Below are 18,887 nucleotides of genomic sequence, written 5' to 3' on the forward strand. Positions count from 1 at the left end.
CTTTTCTCACTTTTTGCTTTTGCCAAAATGCTGCACAACCTGTCCGGCTTCTGCCGCTGTACTGGTCGCCGCACCGCCTTTGCCTTTAAACTTGGCTGCGTAATAACGGACCAAATCTACCGTTCGAATGAATTCAACCGGTTCAACAACTGCGGACGATCCTTGAGTGAGGACACGGTTGCCTGAATCGAACAAAAAAGAAGGAAGAGGCAAAGAAATTACTTGTTCCAGCTTGGTTGTTACTTTCCGCTGAATCAGAGAATTCTGATACTCAATCGTTCCTTTCATGGCCGATGGCATATGTTGCACCGCTTGTGCTAATTTCTGTTCCGAGAGATTGCCGCCTTCACCAGCGGGTATAGAAACGCTAACCTGATTATCAGCTCCCGCCCAGCCAAACAGCGCTCCAAGCATACGATCATCCGTCAGTCTCCAGTACAGATTGTCATGTTCTCCAGCAACATATTCACCTGTCATCGCCTGTTTGTGGCTGTTGTCCCAGCTATAGGCTGCACGTTCGGAAGCTGCATAGGCATGTTGATTCAGGAATGTCTTTTGATACATGTACATGGTGAAAAAGAGCAATAACACAAGAATAAACAGCACGACAGGAAAGATCAGGGAGGCTTCAACGGTGAAGCTCCCTTCTTCCTTTTTGAACTTGTTATTCGAAGAATTCATTACTTTTATTACTCACATTAGTTAACAGTCTTTCTACCAATTTTTTAATTTGGTCTTTAAAAATCAAAGCAATAATGATAATAACCCCGATAATCAGAATCAGCTCCAACGTGCCGAGTCCGTCCTCTTCCTCCCAAAACGCGTTTACCTTGTTTTTCAATACTTCCATCATCCCAATTCCTCCTACATATTCATCATCATAAAAGCAGGTGCCCCGATCATGACCACAATCGTAAAAAAGATCAGTACCATCGGAAACACCAGTTTGGAAGAAGCCTGTTCTCCCTTCGCCCGACTGACAGCCTTGCGTTTCTCCCACAACACATGTGACAGATCCCGCAGCGCCAATACAAAGTCACCTCCCCCACGCCGGAAATTCAGCAGCACCGTTGTCGTAAAAATCGTAACTTCCTGTACACCGCAACGGCGGCTGAACTGTTCAAATGATTGTTGAAACGAATAACCATTATTCCAATCTCCCACCGTCTTTCTGAGTTCGTTGTACAACGGATGATTCCGTTCCCCCTGGCTTGTCACACAGTGAACGATGGCACGTTGTACGGTCTCCCCTGCGCCAACCAGCAGTACAATTCGGTTCAGCAGCTCAGGCAGTTCCATAAGAATATCCTGGTCTCTTCGCTGCACCTTTGTATTGAGGTCTTTGTAGAGCGCAAAAGGCAACGCTGCACCGAGCACGAGCCCACCCGCCATACCTCCGATGCCCATATCTCCAACGAGTGATAACAGGCAGCCCACCAGCAGCATGAGCCATGTGTAGGTCAACATTTCGGCGCAATACAGCATCGTTTTCTCTCCACTGTGCTGTATGCCATACATTTTCTGAATGGCATGTTGCATTCGAAACATGAGCACTGGCAATCTGCGTCCAATCTCAAACTTGTCCAATATAAACAGGAAGGGACCATGCAATTTTTTCAGTCGTAATCCTTCCATATCCAGCTTGCGCAGATGCCGGTAGGTCTGCCCCCGGGTTCGATCCAGCACCAGCCATCCCGCTCCGAGCATCCCTGCGACTATAACGGGAAGCAGCATCGTTTCAGCTCCTTATACTTTGATATCCATAATGCGATTAATCCACAGATAACAGCAGGCGAGTACTGCCAATGCACCACTTGAGATGATGTACCCCATCCCGCTATATAATGGCTCCATAAAGTCCTTAGCAGTCAGATTGAGGAATATCAGAAAAATAAATGGAGCGGCAAACATCACCTTTGATTCGAACTTTTTCTGCGATACCGCGACCATAATATCCTGCTGAATGTCCAGCTTCTCACCAATCACCGCAGAGGTACGACGCACAACCTCAACCAGATCCCCGCCAGTTCGTTTGCAAGTAATGAACACATCTGCAAAGTTCGTAATATCCTCAATCTGTGCCCGATCCGAGAAATCCTGTAGTGCCTCTTCTATTGGTTGTCCATACTCCATCCGTGTCCGCAATATCGTGAACTCACGAATCAGATCGGTATCCGCTTCCGGGTTCAACATCCGCAGATCCTCCACGGATTCCTTGAATCCATTTTCCACCGATTTTCCTGCGGCCAGTGCCGAAGATAATGCATATAACGCTTGCTTAAAATGTAAACTGAGCGTCATTCTTTTTCGTTCCAACAGCACGCTAGTCCAATGTTTTGGCACCCATATGCAACCCGCAGCCAGAATCGCTCCAGCCAACCAGTGATGGTAAAACAGAATTCCGATGCCAAAAAACAGCAGACCACTAATCAGCAGACAGACCATTCGTTGTCTCCGGGAAAGCGTATATACGGTGTAATCCGTCAACATCTGTCTGGCTTCACCCAACAGTAATCACCTTCCAATGGCTTTAATTCACGTTGTTATCTGATGAATCTATTTCAACACTATATTGTTCTATGTATTCATCCAGCCATTCCCCGAGCCCAGCCATCTGAATTTTATCCACCTGATTCAACTTTCCAACCTGTACTAACCCGCCAATAATTTTGCCTTCACGCTCTTCTTGTTCATGGAAACGAAACAGTGGATTCAGCATAACCTCACCGTCCTGCATGCCAATCACTTCACTAATCTCTGTCACCCGCCGTGAACGGTCTCGTAGCCGGGACAGATGTACAAATATATCGATCGCCGAACTAATCTGCTGCCTTACAACCGCAATGGGAAGATCTGCACCGCTAAGTACCATCGTTTCGAGTCTGCTAATCATGTCAGAGATGGTATTCGCATGCCCTGTAGACAAAGATCCATCATGGCCAGTGTTCATGGCCTGTAACATATCCAGCGCTTCTGCGCCCCTTACCTCACCAATCACAATCCGGTTTGGACGCATCCGTAAGGAAGATTTGATCAGATCCCGAATAGATATCTGTCCCTTGCCTTCGGTGTTTGCATTCCGCGTCTCCAGTGATACCAGATTTGGTACCGTAACAATCTGTAGTTCAGCCGAATCCTCAATCGTTATAATTCGCTCATCGGCAGGGATAAACTGCGATAAGGCGTTCAGAAAGGTCGTTTTTCCCGATCCGGTCCCACCTCCAATGAAGATGTTGTATTTGCTCCGCACCAACTGCTGCAATAATTCTGCCGCTTCTTCATGCAGGGCTCCCTTTTCAATCAGATCGGACATCTTCATCGGTTCACTGGGGAATTTACGAATCGTCATCGTGGGACCTTTCAAGGCAATAGGGGGCAGCACGATATTGACCCGCGAACCATCCTTTAAACGGGCATCTACGATTGGAGAAGACTCATTCACAATCCGGTTTACCCCGGACACAATCATCTGGATGATATCCTCGAGCCGTTCCCTGGACTCAAATTCAAGGGTGATCTGGCTGACTTCACCTTCCTGCTCCACAAAAATCTCCTTGTGACTATTGATCATAATTTCCGTAATATCGGGATGATCCACAAGTGGCTGCAAAATATCCAATCCACGAAAGGAGTCAAACAATCGCTGTACCAGCGTATGCCGCTCTCCTGAGGTCAGATTATCCAGCTTCGGGTCAGACAGAACTTTGCGTTCTATCCCCTGCCACAGTTCATCATCTCCTGCGGAAGAGGTTAAATCGAGGCCAGCCCTGACTTCCCTGCGCATCATCTGAAACTGTTCTTCACGATCCAGTATTCTATTGGATGAATCCGTCATAGTGCCCACCGATCCTGCTTCTGAATTCGTCCCGTCTGCTTCAATTCTTCTTCGCCATCTTGTACCAGCATGGCACATAATCTCTTCACTTCACGTTGGAAGATCGGAGAACTAAGCATGACTTCCTCCTGACTGAGTTGCTTCCAAGAAGGGATATAGGGCAACACTGCATCCAGATGCAGATCAGGGCGTGGGAGTGCATTGACGACATTGTCCCGATATTTGTTAACCACAAAGCGTGAACGCTCCGATATACTTTCGTATAGATCTGGTTTCGTACGCTCAGCATGCTGTAACCATTGTCCCCATCGATGCATGGCAGATATATCATCCTCAACCAACCAGACAAATGCATCTGCTGCATCCAGTACCCCTTCACTGCGCCCATCCCAATCGGAATCCCCATCCAGAATCAACACGTCATATTGTCCACAATCCGTTAAATAACGAAGCAGATTCGACGTATCCTCACGAGTCATTTGCAACAGTTCTTTCCGATTCGATAATGGCCAGAACACATCGGATCTCAGCGCTTCATGCCGGACCACATATCCATCTACGCCCTTCGATTGCGCCTGTAACTGCTTGCCGGATTCCTTTCTGCCCACCTTCAGATCGTATAACAGGCGTGACAATCCCGTCTCCGCATCCGGGTGACGCTGCCCACTTCTAATTAGTCCCTTTTCCAGAAACGGGAGCGTGCTGTCCAGCGTCTCCAGATTAAGATAGAGAACAGCATATCCCGCAAGTCCCAATTGCTTCGCCATATGCAGGGCTACTGCCGTTTTGCCACTTCCACCCGAAGCGGATACTACACCGATGGAGAGAGTCTCTTGCCCCGAATGGTGAACCTTCTTACGGCGTGGCTGTCGGCAAGCATGCATCACAGCATCCAGCAAAGCAGGCAAGGGTTGATATTTCATCAGCCGCTTGGCCTCATCCACCTCTTCCATCCCTTCACTAAGCATTAGCCAAGGTACACCTGATCCTTCTCCCCCGTTATTCAGCCAGTCATTCAGAAATTCCGGTTCCGCAATAACCAGATCTGGTAATTCCCGACCTTCTTTCTCATTCATATGATCCCTGAACGAATCCCCTTGGGAGAATGCCGTGAAACGCACATGGAGACCCGACGAATTTCCCTGTACATAATCAAGCCAGGCGCTAATGTAATCTCTATCTTTTGAAACCAGAACTACCTTCAGTACAATCAAATTTTCCTTCCCTCCCTGTCAAAAAGCACAAAAAAAGCACCGTCCAATAACCGCATGAATATGCAGTATATGGACGGTGCTTCCGTCACGTGCTATGAATGTATGGATAATATAGCATACAATTTCTGGGGGAGCAAGGGATTTATTCTAACCCATTTCTCCTTAAGAGTTGTACGGTGAATCGAACTCAATAATGTTACGGTCCGGATCAAGTACAAAAATCTGTGCGAATCCAGCCACACTATCAGGTCTCGCTTCGTACTCAATTCCCTGCTGTTCCAACCAGGCTATAGTCCCTGAATAACTGGTCACCCAGATCGCAAAGTGGCCGTCTGTTGTATCAATTCCAGCCTCGCGTAACGTGTGACCGTCAGGGTGCTGTAACAAATGAAGTTGCTGGCTACCGATGGCATACCATGTACCTGTGGAGCGGAAAGGCGGGCGTTCAATCTCCTGCATTCCCAGTAACCCCGAATAGAATTTCTTCGCGATTTCCAGATCACGTACAGCCAGACTAACATGGTGGATGTGTGCATATTCGATCATCTTTTATATCCCCTCTCTACTTCAATATGACTATACTATAACACCTTCAACCCTGACCATAATCTCCGCTAAACAGAAAAACACCCCTGATTCTAATCTGGTAAACCTCTCGGCTCACACAAATCTAGTTCAGAGGTGCCTGTTTTATTTTGCGCTATCCAATGCTTCTTGTGGAATCTTGATCTCTTCCACTTGATCCTGGTTGGAGAACGTACTGGTCATCTTCATGTCCATCGTCATTTTCTGTCCATTCTGTTCCATCTCCATGACCATGGTTACGTCCGTACTTGCAGGCAAATAGGTTTCTTTGTTGATCATATATTTCATCTTCATGCTGGTGATATTCATCTGATCAAGCATGGCTTGCATCTGGGCATCCGATCCGTTCTGCTCCATTACGGCTTTGGCCAGTTCCTTTACATTATCACCGGATACGTCAGCGTTAATCACATAATTGTCGCCTTCTTCGGTCACTTTAGTATCTTCTTCAATCTTTTTGAATTGCTCCAATTCACCTTCGGGATTCATGCTTGCTTTCATCTGCTCTATCAGTTCCTTGGTTTGAGCTTCAGGAATCGCAACCCATTGATCCCCAACTTGAGAGTAGATTTTATCCGAAGTGATATACTGCTTCACGTTCTGAGCTTCCTGTCCCGACATTTCCATTTTCATCTCTTGATAGATCATCATTGGATCTTTGATAATATCCATCTTGAGCGATGTTTTAACCTGTTGATCCTGCGACTGTTCACCAGCATCCAGTTTCAGATTCTGATCAATGTTTGCTTCAGTTGTGAAGCTTTTCATTTCTTTGGTTGCTGCATTGGTTTTGGTAATCAATTCGTCCAAGGTAGGGATCTTTGTTTCCTGCTCCGCAGGTGTATTACCCTCGTTAGATGTTTCGTTGTTAGTCGCTGGCGGCGTTGCGGTATTATCTGTATCGTTACCGCATGCTGCCAAGCTCACTGCTAATAATGCCCCGATAAATAATGTAGTCCACTTCTTCAAGTTGTTGTCCTCCCAAAATAGATATGATCTGTAGTCATTACCCAATTATTTCCGTTATTAATCACACTCACAAAAATCGATCTTTGATCTCTGGGGTAGGCAACATGCACGCTTCATCCTTGCCAAACCAGCGATAACGGTTGCGAGCAACCAAGTTATAGACTGCATTACGAATAAATTTCGGTACAATAATGAACACATATAACAACGGATAAGGAAACTTCAGACCTTTCGCCAATCGCAGCGCGGCGGTTGAACGTGTATAGTATTTTCCATTTTCGATCAGAACAAAGGTGTCCATACTGTCTGTCGACAGATTGCCCTTCTCCAGCAGTTCCTTGGCTACATCTGATTGGAGCGAAGCAAAATGATATTTCCCTTCCGGGTCACGCTTGATAATCCATTTGGTTAAGCCCTGGCAGAAGTGACAGACACCATCCACCAGTACGATCGGATGTCCCTGATGCACATCTGTTTGATTTGCTGTCATATTGGCTGCCTCCTATTGTTGCGGTTAGAGTAACTTACCCAATCTGGGCCTTCTTGTTGACTAATTCTAAATTTATTTCTAGAGGTAGTTCAAAAAGACTGAAAACCGCTCTTTTTGAACACGCATTTATTGGAAATATAAAGAAAAAGAGCGCAGGCATTGTGCCCGCGCTCGTATCTGTCCGACAATTACTCCGTAACTGCCTTTTCCATCCATTGGTCATCGATCATCTGTTGATGCAGGTCACTTGCCCACTGGTCCATACATTTGCAAATGAAATCTTTGCGACATACTGGACAAGGCGTTTTCTGCAAACGACTGATATTGGTCATCTTCCATTCCGGGGAACGGGAGTAGAATACACGGCATTTTGTACCGTCTACCAAATTCATTTTAAATTCGTACAATCCGTCTTCCTTGTTACCATAAGCTAATTCTAAATCTGCAATACGCGGTCTATAAGACATGGATATCACCTGTTTAATTCAAATTTGGTTCATGCAATGACACTACTCAGTACTAAGTTATATTAAAGAAAATTCAGTTCAATGTCAACTCGCGCATGTCTACCCGCCAAACAGAATATCCAGAATAGTCCCTACCTGCCCCTGTTTTTTCCCTTTCAAGACATCCGGATCAAATACTTCAACATACCCGCAGGAAGCACAAGCCACGAACAGGTAGTGATTATGCTGTATATCAAACATCTTGCTCAGGCCTGCTCCTGACATGGAGACTTCCTTAATGTTACAATCCGTGCCCCTGCATTTCGTACACACAAATCGCCGCTCGATCATCTCTTCAATACTCATCTTCGTTCCCCCTTTATGGAATGTGTAGCATGAAGTGGGAGTGCAATTATGTAAAATAGTACGCGATCTGGCATCTAATCTCCTGCATCATGTCCATATATTATAATCAACACAAAACCCTGCCGATTGCCAGCAGGGCTTTGTAGTCGAACATCAGGTATCTGGGACGATACCCTGCTCTATATGTTCCCTTTACTTGCCGGGAGTCAAATCTTAGACTACGTTTAAAACAACATCAATGTTGCCACGTGTCGCTTTGGAATACGGACAGAAATCATGCGCCTTGCGGGCCAATTCCTCTGCTTGACTATGATCTACACCAGGCATGCTAACGTCCAGACGAACAGACAGCTGGAAACCGTCATCCGCAGGGTCTTTACCAATGGATACGTTACTTGTAACGACCACATCCTCCAATTTCACACCTGCTTTGCGTGCTACATTGGCAAGGGCACTTTCATAACATGCTCCATATCCAGCGGCAAAAAGCTGCTCAGGGTTAGTACCTTCACCACCGGAGCCACCAAGCTCTTTTGGCATTTTCAGATCATGCTTGAGTACGCCATCCGAAGAAGTCACGGAACCTGTACGTCCACCTTTAACTGTCGCTACTGCTGTATATAAAGCTTCCATTAAGAATCTCTCCCTTATCCATATAGTTTTTACTGCCTTCCTTTCAATTTAAACTTCTGGCTCATTTTGAAACGCAATTTTGTATCTTTATCAGCTTTTACAACTTTATTATTTTCATGCATTTCAATGCGATGGCTGTATTTTCCCTATGTTTGGGTAATATACGAAGGGGCATCTGAAAGCTGCAACCGAAATTTTGTGCTGATACATAAAAGTTGCACTAGACAAAAACAATTGAAGGAGTACAATGTAACAATAAACATAAAAATTTAGATATATCATGAGCGGTTTGTCCCGCATCAATATCTCAAAATCAATAATTCAAAGTCAGGTGATTATCGTATGAGTAAAAAAAATCCGTTCAACGCTCCTTCAAGAGAATCATTGTCTACTGCGGGCATGGCCCCTTCACTTGGAGAAGCACATAGTTCAATGAAAGTTCCGCAGAATGCTGCATGGTGGAAGAAATTCCTCGCCTTTGTAGGCCCAGGATACCTTGTTGCCGTAGGTTACATGGACCCCGGGAACTGGGCAACAGATATCGCAGGCGGCTCGCAGTTCGGGTATACCTTGTTATCCGTTATCCTGTTATCGAACCTGATGGCCGTTGTCCTTCAGTCGCTGGCTGGCAAGCTCGGCATCGTCACTGGACGGGATCTGGCTCAAGCCTGTCGTGAACGATTCAGCATGCCTGTTGTCATGATGTTATGGATTCTGTGTGAGCTTGCCATTGCAGCTACCGATCTGGCTGAGGTCATAGGTTCTGCCATCGCATTAAAGCTGTTATTTAACATCCCCATGTTATACGGCGTTATCATCACCGCAGTTGATGTACTCCTGATTCTTGTGCTGCAAAACAAAGGCTTCCGCGCTTTGGAAACTCTCGTCATTGTGCTCATGGCAACCATTGCCCTCTGCTTCGGTATTGACCTGTTTCTGGCGAAACCGGATATGGGCGGTGTGCTCCACGGTTTTGTGCCAAATGTCGAGATTCTGCAAAACCCGGCCATGCTCTATATTGCCATTGGTATTATCGGAGCAACCGTGATGCCGCATAATCTGTATCTGCATTCTTCCATTGTGCAGACCCGTCAGATCGAACAGACACCACAGGGCAAAAAAGAAGCCATTCGGTACTCGACCATGGATTCTACAATCGCGCTGACACTGGCCCTGTTCATCAATGCAGCCATCCTGATTGTATCTGCTGCTGTATTCCACAGTGCTGGTATGACACAGGTTGCCGAGATCGCAGATGCGTACCATCTGCTGACACCTCTATTGGGTACTACGGTTGCAAGTATTCTGTTCGGTGTGGCGCTGTTAGCATCAGGTCAGAACTCCACCCTTACAGGTACACTCGCTGGGCAGATCGTTATGGAAGGTTTCCTGAACATTCGAATTCCGGCTTGGCTGCGCAGACTGGTCACACGTCTGATCGCCATCATCCCGGCGGTAATTGTCACAGCCATTGCAGGAGAACATGGCACAGAAGAACTGCTCATTTTGAGCCAGGTCGTGCTGTCTCTTCAATTACCCTTTGCTGTAATTCCCCTGGTGATGTTCACGAGTGATAAAAAAAGCATGGGTTCATTCGCCAACAAATTGTGGCTCAAAATCATCTCATGGGTCATTGCCGCGATTATCGTTGTGCTGAATGTATATCTGATCATTCAGACGATTCGGTTATTCTAATCTCGTTCTTATCGACTAAATACTAAAAAGGCTGATCAACTGCGGTATTCTATACCCAAGTTGATCAGCCTTTATTGTTGCAATACAGCAACATGTTTCCTTTTATAGTAAAACGCTAAACTCTAATAAACAATTATCTAATCCTGATTGGGCACCAGTAATGGCAGGAGTTCATCCAATGAATTAACAGTCCAATCCGCACGTTCGTCATCCGATCGGTCTGGCTGGAATCTTCCGTAACCCTGCATAATTCGAATTGTACGCATGCCCAGCTTCCGAGCAGGTATAATGTCGTTATCGATCCGATCGCCGATCATGACGGCTTCCTCCGGTTCACAACCGGCCTGCTTCAAGGCCACAGCGTATAACTCAGGGTCTGGCTTGGACACTCCTTCTTCAGCCGAACACGCCAGAACATCAACATACTTCCGCAAGCCGTAGCTCTCCAGTCTTTCTTCCGTTCCAGGACTCTGATTGGCAATAATGCCAATACGATAATACCGTGACAACTGCTGAAGAACGGAATCCGCTGAAGGAAAAGGACGTTCAAGATCTTTTTGAAATTTCAGCTTGTCCTGAATCTGTTTCTGGTGTCCCTCGTCTTCAACGAATGTGCGAATCGCCACTCTCATAGGCCATTGCTCATATTTTCGGTAACAGTTCGCGAACAGTTCGCGTACCGCCTCAATCTTTACCGGATATCCCAAAGCACAGGCTTCACGGACGAACTGTCCGATAATATCATCAACCGGCTCCCATTCATCCACCAGCGTATCTCCAACATCAAAAAACAACCATTTCAATCCACCTACATCCGGCACGCCAATTCCTCCTTGTAAGCCACAGGTGATTCCTGATCCAAATCTAAAAGTTCGTGTTCAAAAAGTCTTGATCTACCTTTAAAACCATAAAAAAGAAGACTCACCATCATGCATGAGTCTCCTCAAATTCCGTTTATCGATACATTCAATTATAACAGGCACCTTACACCTGAGCAATCACAAGCTATGGCATTACCCATTGAGGAGAAAGCCAACTTCCCCATTGAGCGAATATACAATCCGGTCTGCGCCCATGCCCCGATAGATGCCCTTAGGATGACTCTGCTCTGTAATGACGCACAGGGATTTCGATGTCCATGAACGGCAGATCTGTAAATAACGACAGGTCAGATTCAGGCTGTTCTCGAAAATAAACACGTTGCCTACGCTGCCCTGCGGCAAAAACCATTTTTGAGCTGCAGCCGTATTCATGCGAATGACATGTTCTACTCCGATTCTACGGAGTCTGCGCTCTTCCCCTGCACTGTTGGTTAGAACGGCAAACGGCATTTTTTTGTACATCAGCAATTTGATAAATTTGCGTCCTGCTTCATTTGGAGCAGTCACTAAGATCATCTCAGTATCCATCATTCGTTCCTCCCTTGGCGTGAAAAGACAACAAAAAAGAAGCGTGGGGGACCAAGGCCTCCCGAACGCTTCTTAAAGAACCCATGGCGAAAACGCCATGAACCAGCGTACGGCTTGTTGCCTCTCCCTTTAACGCTTACGAGGTTAGCTGACGGATTCGGGCGCGAGAGTCGCCCTATTTCCGGCTGTCACCGGAAAATTCACCCCATGAATGCCTACTGTCCTGGACAGCGCATTCTGTTGGTTCCCCCGTTTCCCACTCATCAATGAATGGAAACTCAGCGATTAAAACATCGTTCGTATATCTTAAAATAAGATCGAGCGATATTATCGTTTGTTTCGTTTTTCAGGTACAGTTTAGTTTAAATTGAAATTACGTTATGAATCATACACCCGCGCCATGTCGGTGTAAAGTCCGCACAGATCACCGAATCGACAGATTTTCGGCAATACTCACATATAATAGCGCTTACAACAAGGTCATACTCTATCCATCTCTTTAAATCTATCTAATTCTCACTCTGACGAAAATCACTACGCATTTCATTCACGCATTCTGCACAACTTGCCTCTTTTGATTCATTTAACACCATATTAGTTTTGCATTATTTAATTGTAACCAATATAATAAGAGGTATCAGATGATATCATGGAGGCGATTTAGATGACAGTCTACGATTACAAAGTGAATACCCTTCGCGGTCAAGAAGTTGAAATGTCCGACTACCGTGACAAAGTGTTACTGATTGTGAATACGGCAAGCTCATGCGGCCTTACACCTCAATTCAAAGGTCTGCAAGAATTGCAAGACAAGTTCAAGGATGCGCCATTTGAAGTCCTTGGTTTTCCAAGCAACCAGTTTGCCCAGGAAAAAGGATCTTCCGACGATATCGCCGAGTTCTGTCAGATGAATTATGGCGTGAGCTTCCCTATGTTTGAGAAAATTGATGTGAACGGCTCAAGCGCTCACCCTCTATTCCAGCACCTTAGCACAGAAGCTCCTGGCCTGCTCGGCTCCAAAGCAATCAAATGGAATTTCACCAAATTCCTTGTGGATCAGAACGGACAGGTAATTAAACGTTATGCTCCCAAAACAACACCGGACAAGATTGAAGAAGATATCAAGAACTTGCTGCAAAAATAATACATTGGCCACCCGTAGCCGGAAGGTAGAGCAGCATTGCCCCGGTAATGGATGGCCTTTTTATCAACTTTGATGTCAAACTGTTCAAAAAGACAAAAAAAGAAGCCTTCCATTAATGGAAAGCTTCTTTTTAATCGTTCATATGATGCGGTCGAGAGGACTCGAACCTCCACGGGCATACGCCCACTACCCCCTCAAGATAGCGTGTCTGCCATTCCACCACGACCGCATGTCGTAAATAATCGGCAACAGAATTGATTATACCGGGTTCAGAACCAAAAGTAAAGTATTTTTTAATACTTCTTTTTCAGCTAGGCATTTTCATCAAAAATCGCATAATCTCGTCATCTTTACCCATGAACTGCATACATTAGATTTGATCCCCTCCTTTCCGGATTGAGCTGATCTTATTGATTCATTTATATCTAGTCCTCCCTGCACTTCGCAGATATTTAACCTTATATGTTATATAAAATAACACGAATATTTGAATCACAGATTTAATCCATTAAATTTCACGGATACTATTGACAAAAAGCGGACATTTATGGGATGATAACTATCATATAATTCGGATTTTCAAACATAAAGCAAACAAAAAGGAATATAAATGTCACTTTAAGTGACATTTAACGAACACAGGAGGCGAATGATTGTGAACCGTGGGAATAAGCTGCTCGATTATGTCAAACTGCTTGATTCCTCTATTCAGGTTGGAGGGTTCACCCATTCCTTCGGCATGGATATCCATATCAGGGAGGGTACCATTCGTAATGCTGAAGATCTCGAATCATTCATGCGTTGTCAGTTGCATCCGAGCATCGTTCGTCTAGAAGGTATGGCCATCAAAGGCATCTATACCGCAGCAGATCACAAGGATACATGGCGGATAGCTCTAATCGACAAGCTCGTCCATGTTCAGCGAACCCCTGGAGATCTCAGAGAACAAGCTGCCGCCATGGGTAAACGATTGATCAGACTTGCACGCGCTCTGCACCCCTGGATTGAATTCAGCCAGCTCGAACAGATCTTTGCCAAATACGATTCGGTTGGCTGCCTCTCCACTGTTCACGCCTGGATTAACCACCACCTCGACATCCCGGTCGAGGAGGCGGTCCTTGGTTACCTGCATTCAGCCATGAATGCCTGCATAACCGAAGCCTCCAAAGTCATTCCCCTGAACAACGATACAACCAAGGATCTGATGGTCCGCCTGGCCACAGATCTGGAGAATGAATGGAAGACCGTCAGCGCCTCGGCTGCGGATGGACTGGCACAGCCAACCTCGATGTCCATGAAATCATTTTTCCCCAGTTTCCATATGCTTGGAGCTGGACTTCATGCCTACAGGGCCTAATCCTCTTCCTCCTCATACCTGCTCCCCTTTATTCAGACAAACTAAAAAACACGCGGCAACCTCCTTGCCGACGTGTTTTTTGTCATTTTATTTGTTTTATTTACGTATTTACGCCATTTTTCATCACAAAATACACTTTTTTCCGTCTTTTTTAATTGTTAGATGACGAATTTACGTATATAATGAAACATACAGCTCGCATTTCTATATATTTTACATGAAGAAAGGGCGGCTGAATACTACATTCTAACCAGGGGTGAACCCTTTTGAACAAGAAAAAACCAGTTACACCGTTCGGATGGGCCATCAAACGACGGCTAACCGAACTTCAAGTGGACCAGAAGACCTTTTGTGAACAGCATGGCATCCCACCCTATCGTTTATCCAATCTTATTCACGGCACACGCAAAGCAACCCGATTCAGGCACCTGGTCGCTGATATTTTGGATATTCCAGATGAACTGAGATAAGATTTCTGCCAAAGGAGGGTCCCATCCATGAGACATGTTACATCCGATCTGGAGAGGCTGTCGTTCCAGTCCATACGTCACCAGCTCATCATCGTTGATCACAATTGGATTATCCAAAGTTGTAACCGTGCCTGGCAACAGGGACTCGGTCAATGCTCACCATCCCCGGATACACACAGTAATCATAGACATTACCTGCATCTGACGGAAGCCTGGGCAAAACGAGGCAAGAACGCTAACATGGCACTTGTCGCACAGAATTTGAAAGAACGCGGAATACCCTTTAATCGAAATCATACATATGACATCTGCGTGTATACTGTATACAACGAAAAGAGGTGGTTTCGTGTAGAAATCACCCCTCTATCTTATGCAAATTCAATTCAGGATACCGATCTCGCTTTGATTGCACACATGGATATTACCGAACAGAGAAAGACAGAACACCAATTGAAGAAGGCATTGTCTGAAGTGCGCACATTGCGCGGACTGCTGCCTATTTGCGCCGTCTGCAAACAAATCAAGGACGAAGGGGAACACTGGAACTCCGTTGAGAGTTATCTGGAGAAGCATACCCACGCCGAATTCACCCATGACATCTGTCCGGAATGCATCCGGCGGTTATATCCCAAATACTCGAATATCCTGGACAAGCGTTCCTGAAACCTTTCTCCACTCGCCGACTAGCTACAACTATACGGAGAGATGATGTTCAAACTGCGACATATCCAGTTCTTGCGGTGTCCCATGCAGGGTTATGGTTCCTTTGTCCATGATATAGATGTAATCTGCGGCACTTCGTACAAAATCGATACTCTGCTCTACCAGCAGAACCGAGAGGTTCCCCTTTGCCTTGAGCTGCAAAATAACCTGCCGAATGTCCTCCACGATAGAAGGCTGGATGCCTTCTGTCGGCTCATCAAGGAGCAACAACCCCGGACGCGAAGCCAATGCCCGGGCGAATGCCAACTGTTGCTGCTGTCCACCACTCAGATCCCCGCCCTGCCGTCCATACATCGTCGCAAGCACTGGAAACATCGCCAGCACATCCTCCGGGAACGTTTTTACTCCCGGCGCACTTGTCTCCAGACCAAGCAATAAGTTTTCTTTCACCGTAAGCTGCGGGAAAATTTCCCGCCCCTGCGGTACATAACCAATCCCTGCCCTTGCCCGCTTGGCTGTGTCCAAGGTGGATAACTCCTGATTTTGCCACTGAACACTGCCCTTACGTGTTTTGAGAAGCCCCATTAATGTTTTCATCAACGTCGTTTTACCTACACCGTTACGGCCCATCAGACACACCACCTGCCCAGGCTGTACGTCCAGGCTCACACCCCGAAGCACATTGCTTTCCCCGTAGCCGGATTCAATTCGTTGCAGCGACAGCATGGTCATCCCTCCTTTTGCCCAGATACACTTCTGCCACTTTCGGATCCGCCTGCACTTCCGCCATCGTACCTTCCTTCAACAATTTGCCTTCATGCATCACGGTCACCTTGGCTGCAAACTCTCGCACAAACTCCATATCATGCTCCACCACCACAACCGAGCGCTCACGCGCAATTTCTTGCAGAAGTCGTCCGGTCTTGTGTGTCTCTTCATCCGTCATGCCCGCCGCTGGTTCGTCCAGCAACAACACACGAGGCTCCTGCAAGAGCAACATACCGATCTCCAGCCACTGCTTCTCCCCGTGGGATAATGCTCCTGCACGGGCGTTAATGCGGTCTTGCAGAGCAATCTGGAGAGTAACATGCTCCATGGCAGCACTCATTTTTCCATATCGACGAATACCGATGGCCTGTAGAGGAGAACGGCGAGTCTCCGCCGCCAGCGTCAGATTCTCCTGTACCGTCAGACCCGCGAAGATCGATGGCGCCTGGAATTTGCGTCCCACCCCTTTGCGAACAATCTGGTGCTCCTTCAGTCTTGTTAATTCCGTACCATCCGCCATCTTTACCGAGCCGGACATCGGTTTGGTTTTGCCACATATCACATCCAGCATCGTGGTTTTCCCCGCACCATTCGGTCCAATCAGAAAATGCAGGTCATGTTCATGCAGCTTCAGATTCATGCCTTTGACAGCAACGAACCCACCAAAGGCCACCGTAATGCCCTCGGCTACTAACACCGCTAATTCCTCAGTAGACTTTAGGTTTTTCCCGAGTGACTTGGACATGCGCACTCTCTCCTCTCCGCTTCAGCAAGCGAACGACATGACGATATACACCTACAATACCGTTTGGCATGAACAAAACTACCGTTACAAAGAGCCCACCAATGACGAACAGCCACCCTTCGGGATAAGCCTCACTTATGCCTGTTTTGGCTGCATTCAGCACCACCGCTCCGATGACCGCTCCAATAAGCGTACCGCGACCACCCAATGCAACCCACAGGACCATCTCAATGGAAGGCACAATCCCCATCATCGATGGCGAGATAATACCCACCTGAAGAACAAACAACATGCCCGCGATGCCTGCAAGCGCACCGGAAAAAGCAAAAGCCAGCGTTTTATATCCTGCCGGATCATATCCGAGGAATCGCACCCGATTCTCTCCATCACGCGCAGCTTCTAGCACTTGACCAAACCGACTGTTCACCATTCGACGACAGAGCACATAAGCGATCACCAGAACAGCAAGCGTTATATAGTAGAGAACAATTGTTGTTCCTGCGGAATGAAGTGTGAAACCAAAGATCGAATTATATCCGGTAATGCCATTTGTCCCACCCGTCCATTCCTGTTTACCAACAAAGAGTGTTACCGTAATAAGAACCAAGGCTTGAGTCAGGATGGTAAAATATACACCGGTGATCCGGTTACGGAACGTAAACCACCCCAGGGCAAAGGCGAGCAATGCCGGAAGGGCTATCCCCAATAACAGCGCCACCGGGAAAGAACGAAACGGCTCCCAGAACCATGGCAGACCACTGAGACCACTCCATCCCATGAAGTCAGGAAGTGTTGCTCCACTGGCCTGAAGCTTCAGATACATCGCCATCGCGTATCCACCCAGACCAAAGAACACCCCATGCCCAAGACTCAACACACCGCCATAACCCCAGATCAGATCGAGACCAATGGCCAGGATCGCCAGCGCCAAAAACTTGGCTAACAGACTCAGACGAAACTCCGTGGAGATTAGTGGAACAAGACACATCATGATGAGTACAACCGCCCAGATAATCCTCATTTTCAGACTGCCAGTCTTGAGTAATGCCGACATGAACTAACCCCCTTCTTCACGTTAATCGAGACTCCGTGTGCGAATTGCGACCAAGCCACGTGGTTTCCATTGCAGGAAAGCAACGATACATACAAACACAAGCACCTTGCCAATGGAGGCCGAGGTATAGGTTTCGAACAGCGTGTTGAACATACCAATCCCCAGTGCACCGCACACGGTTCCGACCAATTTCCCTACGCCGCCCAGGACAACCACCATGAAAGCATCCACAATATAATACGTACCAAGTGAAGGACCAATCGGACCAATGAGTGTTAACGCACAACCAGCGATTCCGGCGATTCCGGAACCAATGGCAAAGGTCATGCCATCTACCCGCCGGGTCGAAATTCCCAAACAGCCCGCCATGCTCCGATTCTGCATCACAGCCCTCATTCGTCTTCCGGATGAGGTTCGATAGATATAGAGATACATACACAGCAGCACAACCGCAACCAATGCGATAATGAAAATTCGCTTGTATGGAAATACAATGCCATCCGAGATCGCCAATCCCCCATTGAGCCAGGCCGGACTGGATACTCCTACATTTGGCGCTCCGAATATCGTACGGGCCAGTTGTTGCAGCATCATGCCTACACCCCATGTCGCAAGCAGACTGTCCAGCGGCCTGCCATATAGATGCCTGATCAACACCACTTCAAGCAACCAGCCAATCAGAGCAGCTACAATGAACGCAATCGGTAGAGCCACAACAAAGTAGGCACCAAACCACGCCGCTGGAGCATAGGACATGAACAGATTTTGTGTTACATACGTTGCATATGCACCGATCATGATCAGTTCACCGTGAGCCATATTGATGACATTCATCAGCCCAAACGTTACTGCAAGCCCCAATGCAATCAACAACAGAATTGAACTGATACTCAGACCGTTGAACATCTGCAGGATAAACATATCCATCGCTATCCCCTCCTCCATACCGTGACTCTCGATATTTCACATGACTTCAATTAGCGGCAACAACATTTCCCACACCGCAGTAACGCTTTACCGCGATACGGTGAGAGGATGTGTTGT

Annotated in this window: 23 protein-coding genes, 1 tRNA gene and 1 riboswitch; of the genes, 5 read left to right on the top strand and 19 right to left on the bottom strand. The window is 46.8% G+C overall.

Annotated elements, in window-relative coordinates; genetic code table 11:
• Nucleotides 1-6 precede the first annotated feature (6 nt).
• The 12 genes from MHI14_RS23930 to MHI14_RS23985 all read right to left on the bottom strand — a co-directional run bounded on the left by MHI14_RS23930 (nt 7) and on the right by MHI14_RS23985 (nt 8,538).
• Nucleotides 7-681, bottom strand: coding sequence for a TadE/TadG family type IV pilus assembly protein (locus tag MHI14_RS23930; protein ID WP_341131384.1), 675 nt, complete (start codon nt 679-681; stop codon nt 7-9).
• A complete protein-coding gene (locus tag MHI14_RS23935) occupies nt 665-853 on the bottom strand; it encodes a Flp1 family type IVb pilin (RefSeq protein WP_091033599.1) in 189 nt (62 codons plus the stop codon). Before MHI14_RS23935 ends, MHI14_RS23930 begins: the two co-directional genes overlap by 17 nt.
• A gap of 11 nt (nt 854-864) precedes the next feature.
• Nucleotides 865-1,734 (bottom strand): type II secretion system F family protein, encoded by an 870-nt coding sequence (locus tag MHI14_RS23940; protein ID WP_091033600.1) that lies wholly within the window; start codon nt 1,732-1,734, stop codon nt 865-867.
• 12 nt (nt 1,735-1,746) lie between these two features.
• The gene (locus MHI14_RS23945) at nt 1,747-2,490 is read right to left on the bottom strand and encodes a type II secretion system F family protein (protein WP_341131751.1); all 744 of its coding nucleotides are present in this window, start codon (nt 2,488-2,490) and stop codon (nt 1,747-1,749) included.
• Between the two features lie 40 nt (nt 2,491-2,530).
• Nucleotides 2,531-3,835: a CpaF family protein gene (locus tag MHI14_RS23950; protein WP_341131752.1), complete on the bottom strand. Its 1,305-nt coding sequence runs from the start codon at nt 3,833-3,835 to the stop codon at nt 2,531-2,533.
• A complete protein-coding gene (locus MHI14_RS23955; RefSeq protein ID WP_341131385.1) occupies nt 3,832-5,049 on the bottom strand; it encodes a nucleotide-binding protein in 1,218 nt (405 codons plus the stop codon). The genes MHI14_RS23950 and MHI14_RS23955 overlap by 4 nt, the downstream gene beginning before the upstream one ends.
• Before the next feature lie 162 nt (nt 5,050-5,211).
• Nucleotides 5,212-5,595 carry a VOC family protein gene (locus MHI14_RS23960; protein ID WP_091033607.1) on the bottom strand — a complete coding sequence of 128 codons (384 nt, stop codon included), beginning with the start codon at nt 5,593-5,595 and terminating at the stop codon, nt 5,212-5,214.
• A gap of 144 nt (nt 5,596-5,739) precedes the next feature.
• Nucleotides 5,740-6,603 (bottom strand): DUF6612 family protein, encoded by an 864-nt coding sequence (locus MHI14_RS23965; protein ID WP_091033609.1) that lies wholly within the window; start codon nt 6,601-6,603, stop codon nt 5,740-5,742.
• A 67-nt stretch (nt 6,604-6,670) separates the two neighbouring features.
• Nucleotides 6,671-7,093, bottom strand: coding sequence for a thiol-disulfide oxidoreductase DCC family protein (locus MHI14_RS23970; RefSeq protein WP_091033612.1), 423 nt, complete (start codon nt 7,091-7,093; stop codon nt 6,671-6,673).
• 188 nt (nt 7,094-7,281) lie between these two features.
• Nucleotides 7,282-7,560, bottom strand: coding sequence for a hypothetical protein (locus tag MHI14_RS23975; RefSeq protein WP_017690003.1), 279 nt, complete (start codon nt 7,558-7,560; stop codon nt 7,282-7,284).
• A gap of 99 nt (nt 7,561-7,659) precedes the next feature.
• Entirely contained in the window at nt 7,660-7,905 is a 246-nt protein-coding gene (locus MHI14_RS23980) for a zinc ribbon domain-containing protein (RefSeq protein WP_036610816.1), read from the bottom strand.
• Nucleotides 7,906-8,118: 213 nt separating this feature from the next.
• Nucleotides 8,119-8,538, bottom strand: a complete 420-nt coding sequence (locus MHI14_RS23985) for an organic hydroperoxide resistance protein (RefSeq protein ID WP_036610819.1) — start codon at nt 8,536-8,538, stop codon at nt 8,119-8,121.
• Between the two features lie 399 nt (nt 8,539-8,937).
• On the opposite strand from MHI14_RS23985, the gene MHI14_RS23990 reads away from it, so the two are divergent.
• A complete protein-coding gene (locus MHI14_RS23990) occupies nt 8,938-10,233 on the top strand; it encodes an Nramp family divalent metal transporter (protein WP_341131753.1) in 1,296 nt (431 codons plus the stop codon).
• Nucleotides 10,234-10,370: 137 nt separating this feature from the next.
• Here MHI14_RS23990 and MHI14_RS23995 read toward each other — a convergent pair whose 3' ends face one another.
• Nucleotides 10,371-11,054 (bottom strand): HAD family hydrolase, encoded by a 684-nt coding sequence (locus MHI14_RS23995; RefSeq protein WP_165980370.1) that lies wholly within the window; start codon nt 11,052-11,054, stop codon nt 10,371-10,373.
• Nucleotides 11,055-11,246: 192 nt separating this feature from the next.
• Nucleotides 11,247-11,642: a hypothetical protein gene (locus MHI14_RS24000; RefSeq protein ID WP_017690008.1), complete on the bottom strand. Its 396-nt coding sequence runs from the start codon at nt 11,640-11,642 to the stop codon at nt 11,247-11,249.
• A gap of 118 nt (nt 11,643-11,760) precedes the next feature.
• A riboswitch (cyclic di-AMP (ydaO/yuaA leader) is annotated at nt 11,761-11,936 on the bottom strand.
• Nucleotides 11,937-12,306: 370 nt separating this feature from the next.
• On the opposite strand from MHI14_RS24000, the gene MHI14_RS24005 reads away from it, so the two are divergent.
• Nucleotides 12,307-12,786, top strand: coding sequence for a glutathione peroxidase (locus tag MHI14_RS24005; RefSeq protein WP_091033621.1), 480 nt, complete (start codon nt 12,307-12,309; stop codon nt 12,784-12,786).
• A 146-nt stretch (nt 12,787-12,932) separates the two neighbouring features.
• On the opposite strand, the gene MHI14_RS24010 is transcribed toward MHI14_RS24005, so the two are convergent.
• Nucleotides 12,933-13,015 (bottom strand) — tRNA-Leu (locus MHI14_RS24010).
• A 426-nt stretch (nt 13,016-13,441) separates the two neighbouring features.
• Between MHI14_RS24010 and MHI14_RS24015 the strand changes: the two genes are divergently transcribed.
• The 3 genes from MHI14_RS24015 to MHI14_RS24025 all read left to right on the top strand — a co-directional run bounded on the left by MHI14_RS24015 (nt 13,442) and on the right by MHI14_RS24025 (nt 15,276).
• Nucleotides 13,442-14,143 carry an urease accessory protein UreF gene (locus MHI14_RS24015; protein WP_162158974.1) on the top strand — a complete coding sequence of 234 codons (702 nt, stop codon included), beginning with the start codon at nt 13,442-13,444 and terminating at the stop codon, nt 14,141-14,143.
• 266 nt (nt 14,144-14,409) lie between these two features.
• Complete coding sequence (locus MHI14_RS24020; RefSeq protein ID WP_017690011.1) at nt 14,410-14,613, top strand: hypothetical protein; 204 nt, start codon at nt 14,410-14,412, stop codon at nt 14,611-14,613.
• 27 nt (nt 14,614-14,640) lie between these two features.
• The gene (locus tag MHI14_RS24025; protein WP_341131386.1) at nt 14,641-15,276 is read left to right on the top strand and encodes a hypothetical protein; all 636 of its coding nucleotides are present in this window, start codon (nt 14,641-14,643) and stop codon (nt 15,274-15,276) included.
• A gap of 30 nt (nt 15,277-15,306) precedes the next feature.
• Here MHI14_RS24025 and urtE read toward each other — a convergent pair whose 3' ends face one another.
• From urtE to urtB, 4 genes are read right to left on the bottom strand one after another with little or no spacing between them, the layout of a single operon-like run.
• Entirely contained in the window at nt 15,307-16,002 is a 696-nt protein-coding gene (urtE, locus tag MHI14_RS24030; RefSeq protein ID WP_341131387.1) for an urea ABC transporter ATP-binding subunit UrtE, read from the bottom strand.
• Nucleotides 15,980-16,789 carry an urea ABC transporter ATP-binding protein UrtD gene (urtD, locus tag MHI14_RS24035; RefSeq protein WP_341131388.1) on the bottom strand — a complete coding sequence of 270 codons (810 nt, stop codon included), beginning with the start codon at nt 16,787-16,789 and terminating at the stop codon, nt 15,980-15,982. Before urtD ends, urtE begins: the two co-directional genes overlap by 23 nt.
• On the bottom strand, nt 16,752-17,843 hold the full coding sequence (gene urtC, locus MHI14_RS24040) for an urea ABC transporter permease subunit UrtC (protein WP_341131389.1): 1,092 nt from the start codon (nt 17,841-17,843) through the stop codon (nt 16,752-16,754). The genes urtD and urtC overlap by 38 nt, the downstream gene beginning before the upstream one ends.
• Nucleotides 17,844-17,864: 21 nt before the next feature.
• Nucleotides 17,865-18,770, bottom strand: a complete 906-nt coding sequence (gene urtB / locus MHI14_RS24045) for an urea ABC transporter permease subunit UrtB (RefSeq protein ID WP_341131390.1) — start codon at nt 18,768-18,770, stop codon at nt 17,865-17,867.
• Nucleotides 18,771-18,887 lie beyond the last annotated feature (117 nt).

It is taken from the genome of Paenibacillus sp. FSL K6-2393, from assembly GCF_038002545.1.
GTDB lineage: Bacteria > Bacillota > Bacilli > Paenibacillales > Paenibacillaceae > Paenibacillus.

What these genes read in the sequence shown, in the direction of transcription:
- MHI14_RS24025 (WP_341131386.1), top strand. Translation starts at nt 14,641, where the DNA reads ATGAGACATGTTACATCCGATCTGGAGAGGCTGTCGTTCCAGTCCATA.
- MHI14_RS23940 (WP_091033600.1), bottom strand. Translation starts at nt 1,734, where the DNA reads ATGCTGCTTCCCGTTATAGTCGCAGGGATGCTCGGAGCGGGATGGCTG.
- MHI14_RS23975 (WP_017690003.1), bottom strand. Translation starts at nt 7,560, where the DNA reads ATGTCTTATAGACCGCGTATTGCAGATTTAGAATTAGCTTATGGTAAC.
- MHI14_RS23935 (WP_091033599.1), bottom strand. Translation starts at nt 853, where the DNA reads ATGATGGAAGTATTGAAAAACAAGGTAAACGCGTTTTGGGAGGAAGAG.
- urtC (WP_341131389.1), bottom strand. Translation starts at nt 17,843, where the DNA reads ATGTCGGCATTACTCAAGACTGGCAGTCTGAAAATGAGGATTATCTGG.
- MHI14_RS23960 (WP_091033607.1), bottom strand. Translation starts at nt 5,595, where the DNA reads ATGATCGAATATGCACACATCCACCATGTTAGTCTGGCTGTACGTGAT.
- urtB (WP_341131390.1), bottom strand. Translation starts at nt 18,770, where the DNA reads ATGGATATGTTTATCCTGCAGATGTTCAACGGTCTGAGTATCAGTTCA.
- MHI14_RS24005 (WP_091033621.1), top strand. Translation starts at nt 12,307, where the DNA reads ATGACAGTCTACGATTACAAAGTGAATACCCTTCGCGGTCAAGAAGTT.
- MHI14_RS23930 (WP_341131384.1), bottom strand. Translation starts at nt 681, where the DNA reads ATGAATTCTTCGAATAACAAGTTCAAAAAGGAAGAAGGGAGCTTCACC.
- MHI14_RS23985 (WP_036610819.1), bottom strand. Translation starts at nt 8,538, where the DNA reads ATGGAAGCTTTATATACAGCAGTAGCGACAGTTAAAGGTGGACGTACA.
- MHI14_RS24000 (WP_017690008.1), bottom strand. Translation starts at nt 11,642, where the DNA reads ATGGATACTGAGATGATCTTAGTGACTGCTCCAAATGAAGCAGGACGC.
- urtD (WP_341131388.1), bottom strand. Translation starts at nt 16,789, where the DNA reads ATGTCCAAGTCACTCGGGAAAAACCTAAAGTCTACTGAGGAATTAGCG.
- MHI14_RS23950 (WP_341131752.1), bottom strand. Translation starts at nt 3,835, where the DNA reads ATGACGGATTCATCCAATAGAATACTGGATCGTGAAGAACAGTTTCAG.
- MHI14_RS23990 (WP_341131753.1), top strand. Translation starts at nt 8,938, where the DNA reads ATGGCCCCTTCACTTGGAGAAGCACATAGTTCAATGAAAGTTCCGCAG.
- MHI14_RS23980 (WP_036610816.1), bottom strand. Translation starts at nt 7,905, where the DNA reads ATGAGTATTGAAGAGATGATCGAGCGGCGATTTGTGTGTACGAAATGC.
- MHI14_RS23945 (WP_341131751.1), bottom strand. Translation starts at nt 2,490, where the DNA reads ATGTTGACGGATTACACCGTATATACGCTTTCCCGGAGACAACGAATG.
- urtE (WP_341131387.1), bottom strand. Translation starts at nt 16,002, where the DNA reads ATGCTGTCGCTGCAACGAATTGAATCCGGCTACGGGGAAAGCAATGTG.
- MHI14_RS23970 (WP_091033612.1), bottom strand. Translation starts at nt 7,093, where the DNA reads ATGACAGCAAATCAAACAGATGTGCATCAGGGACATCCGATCGTACTG.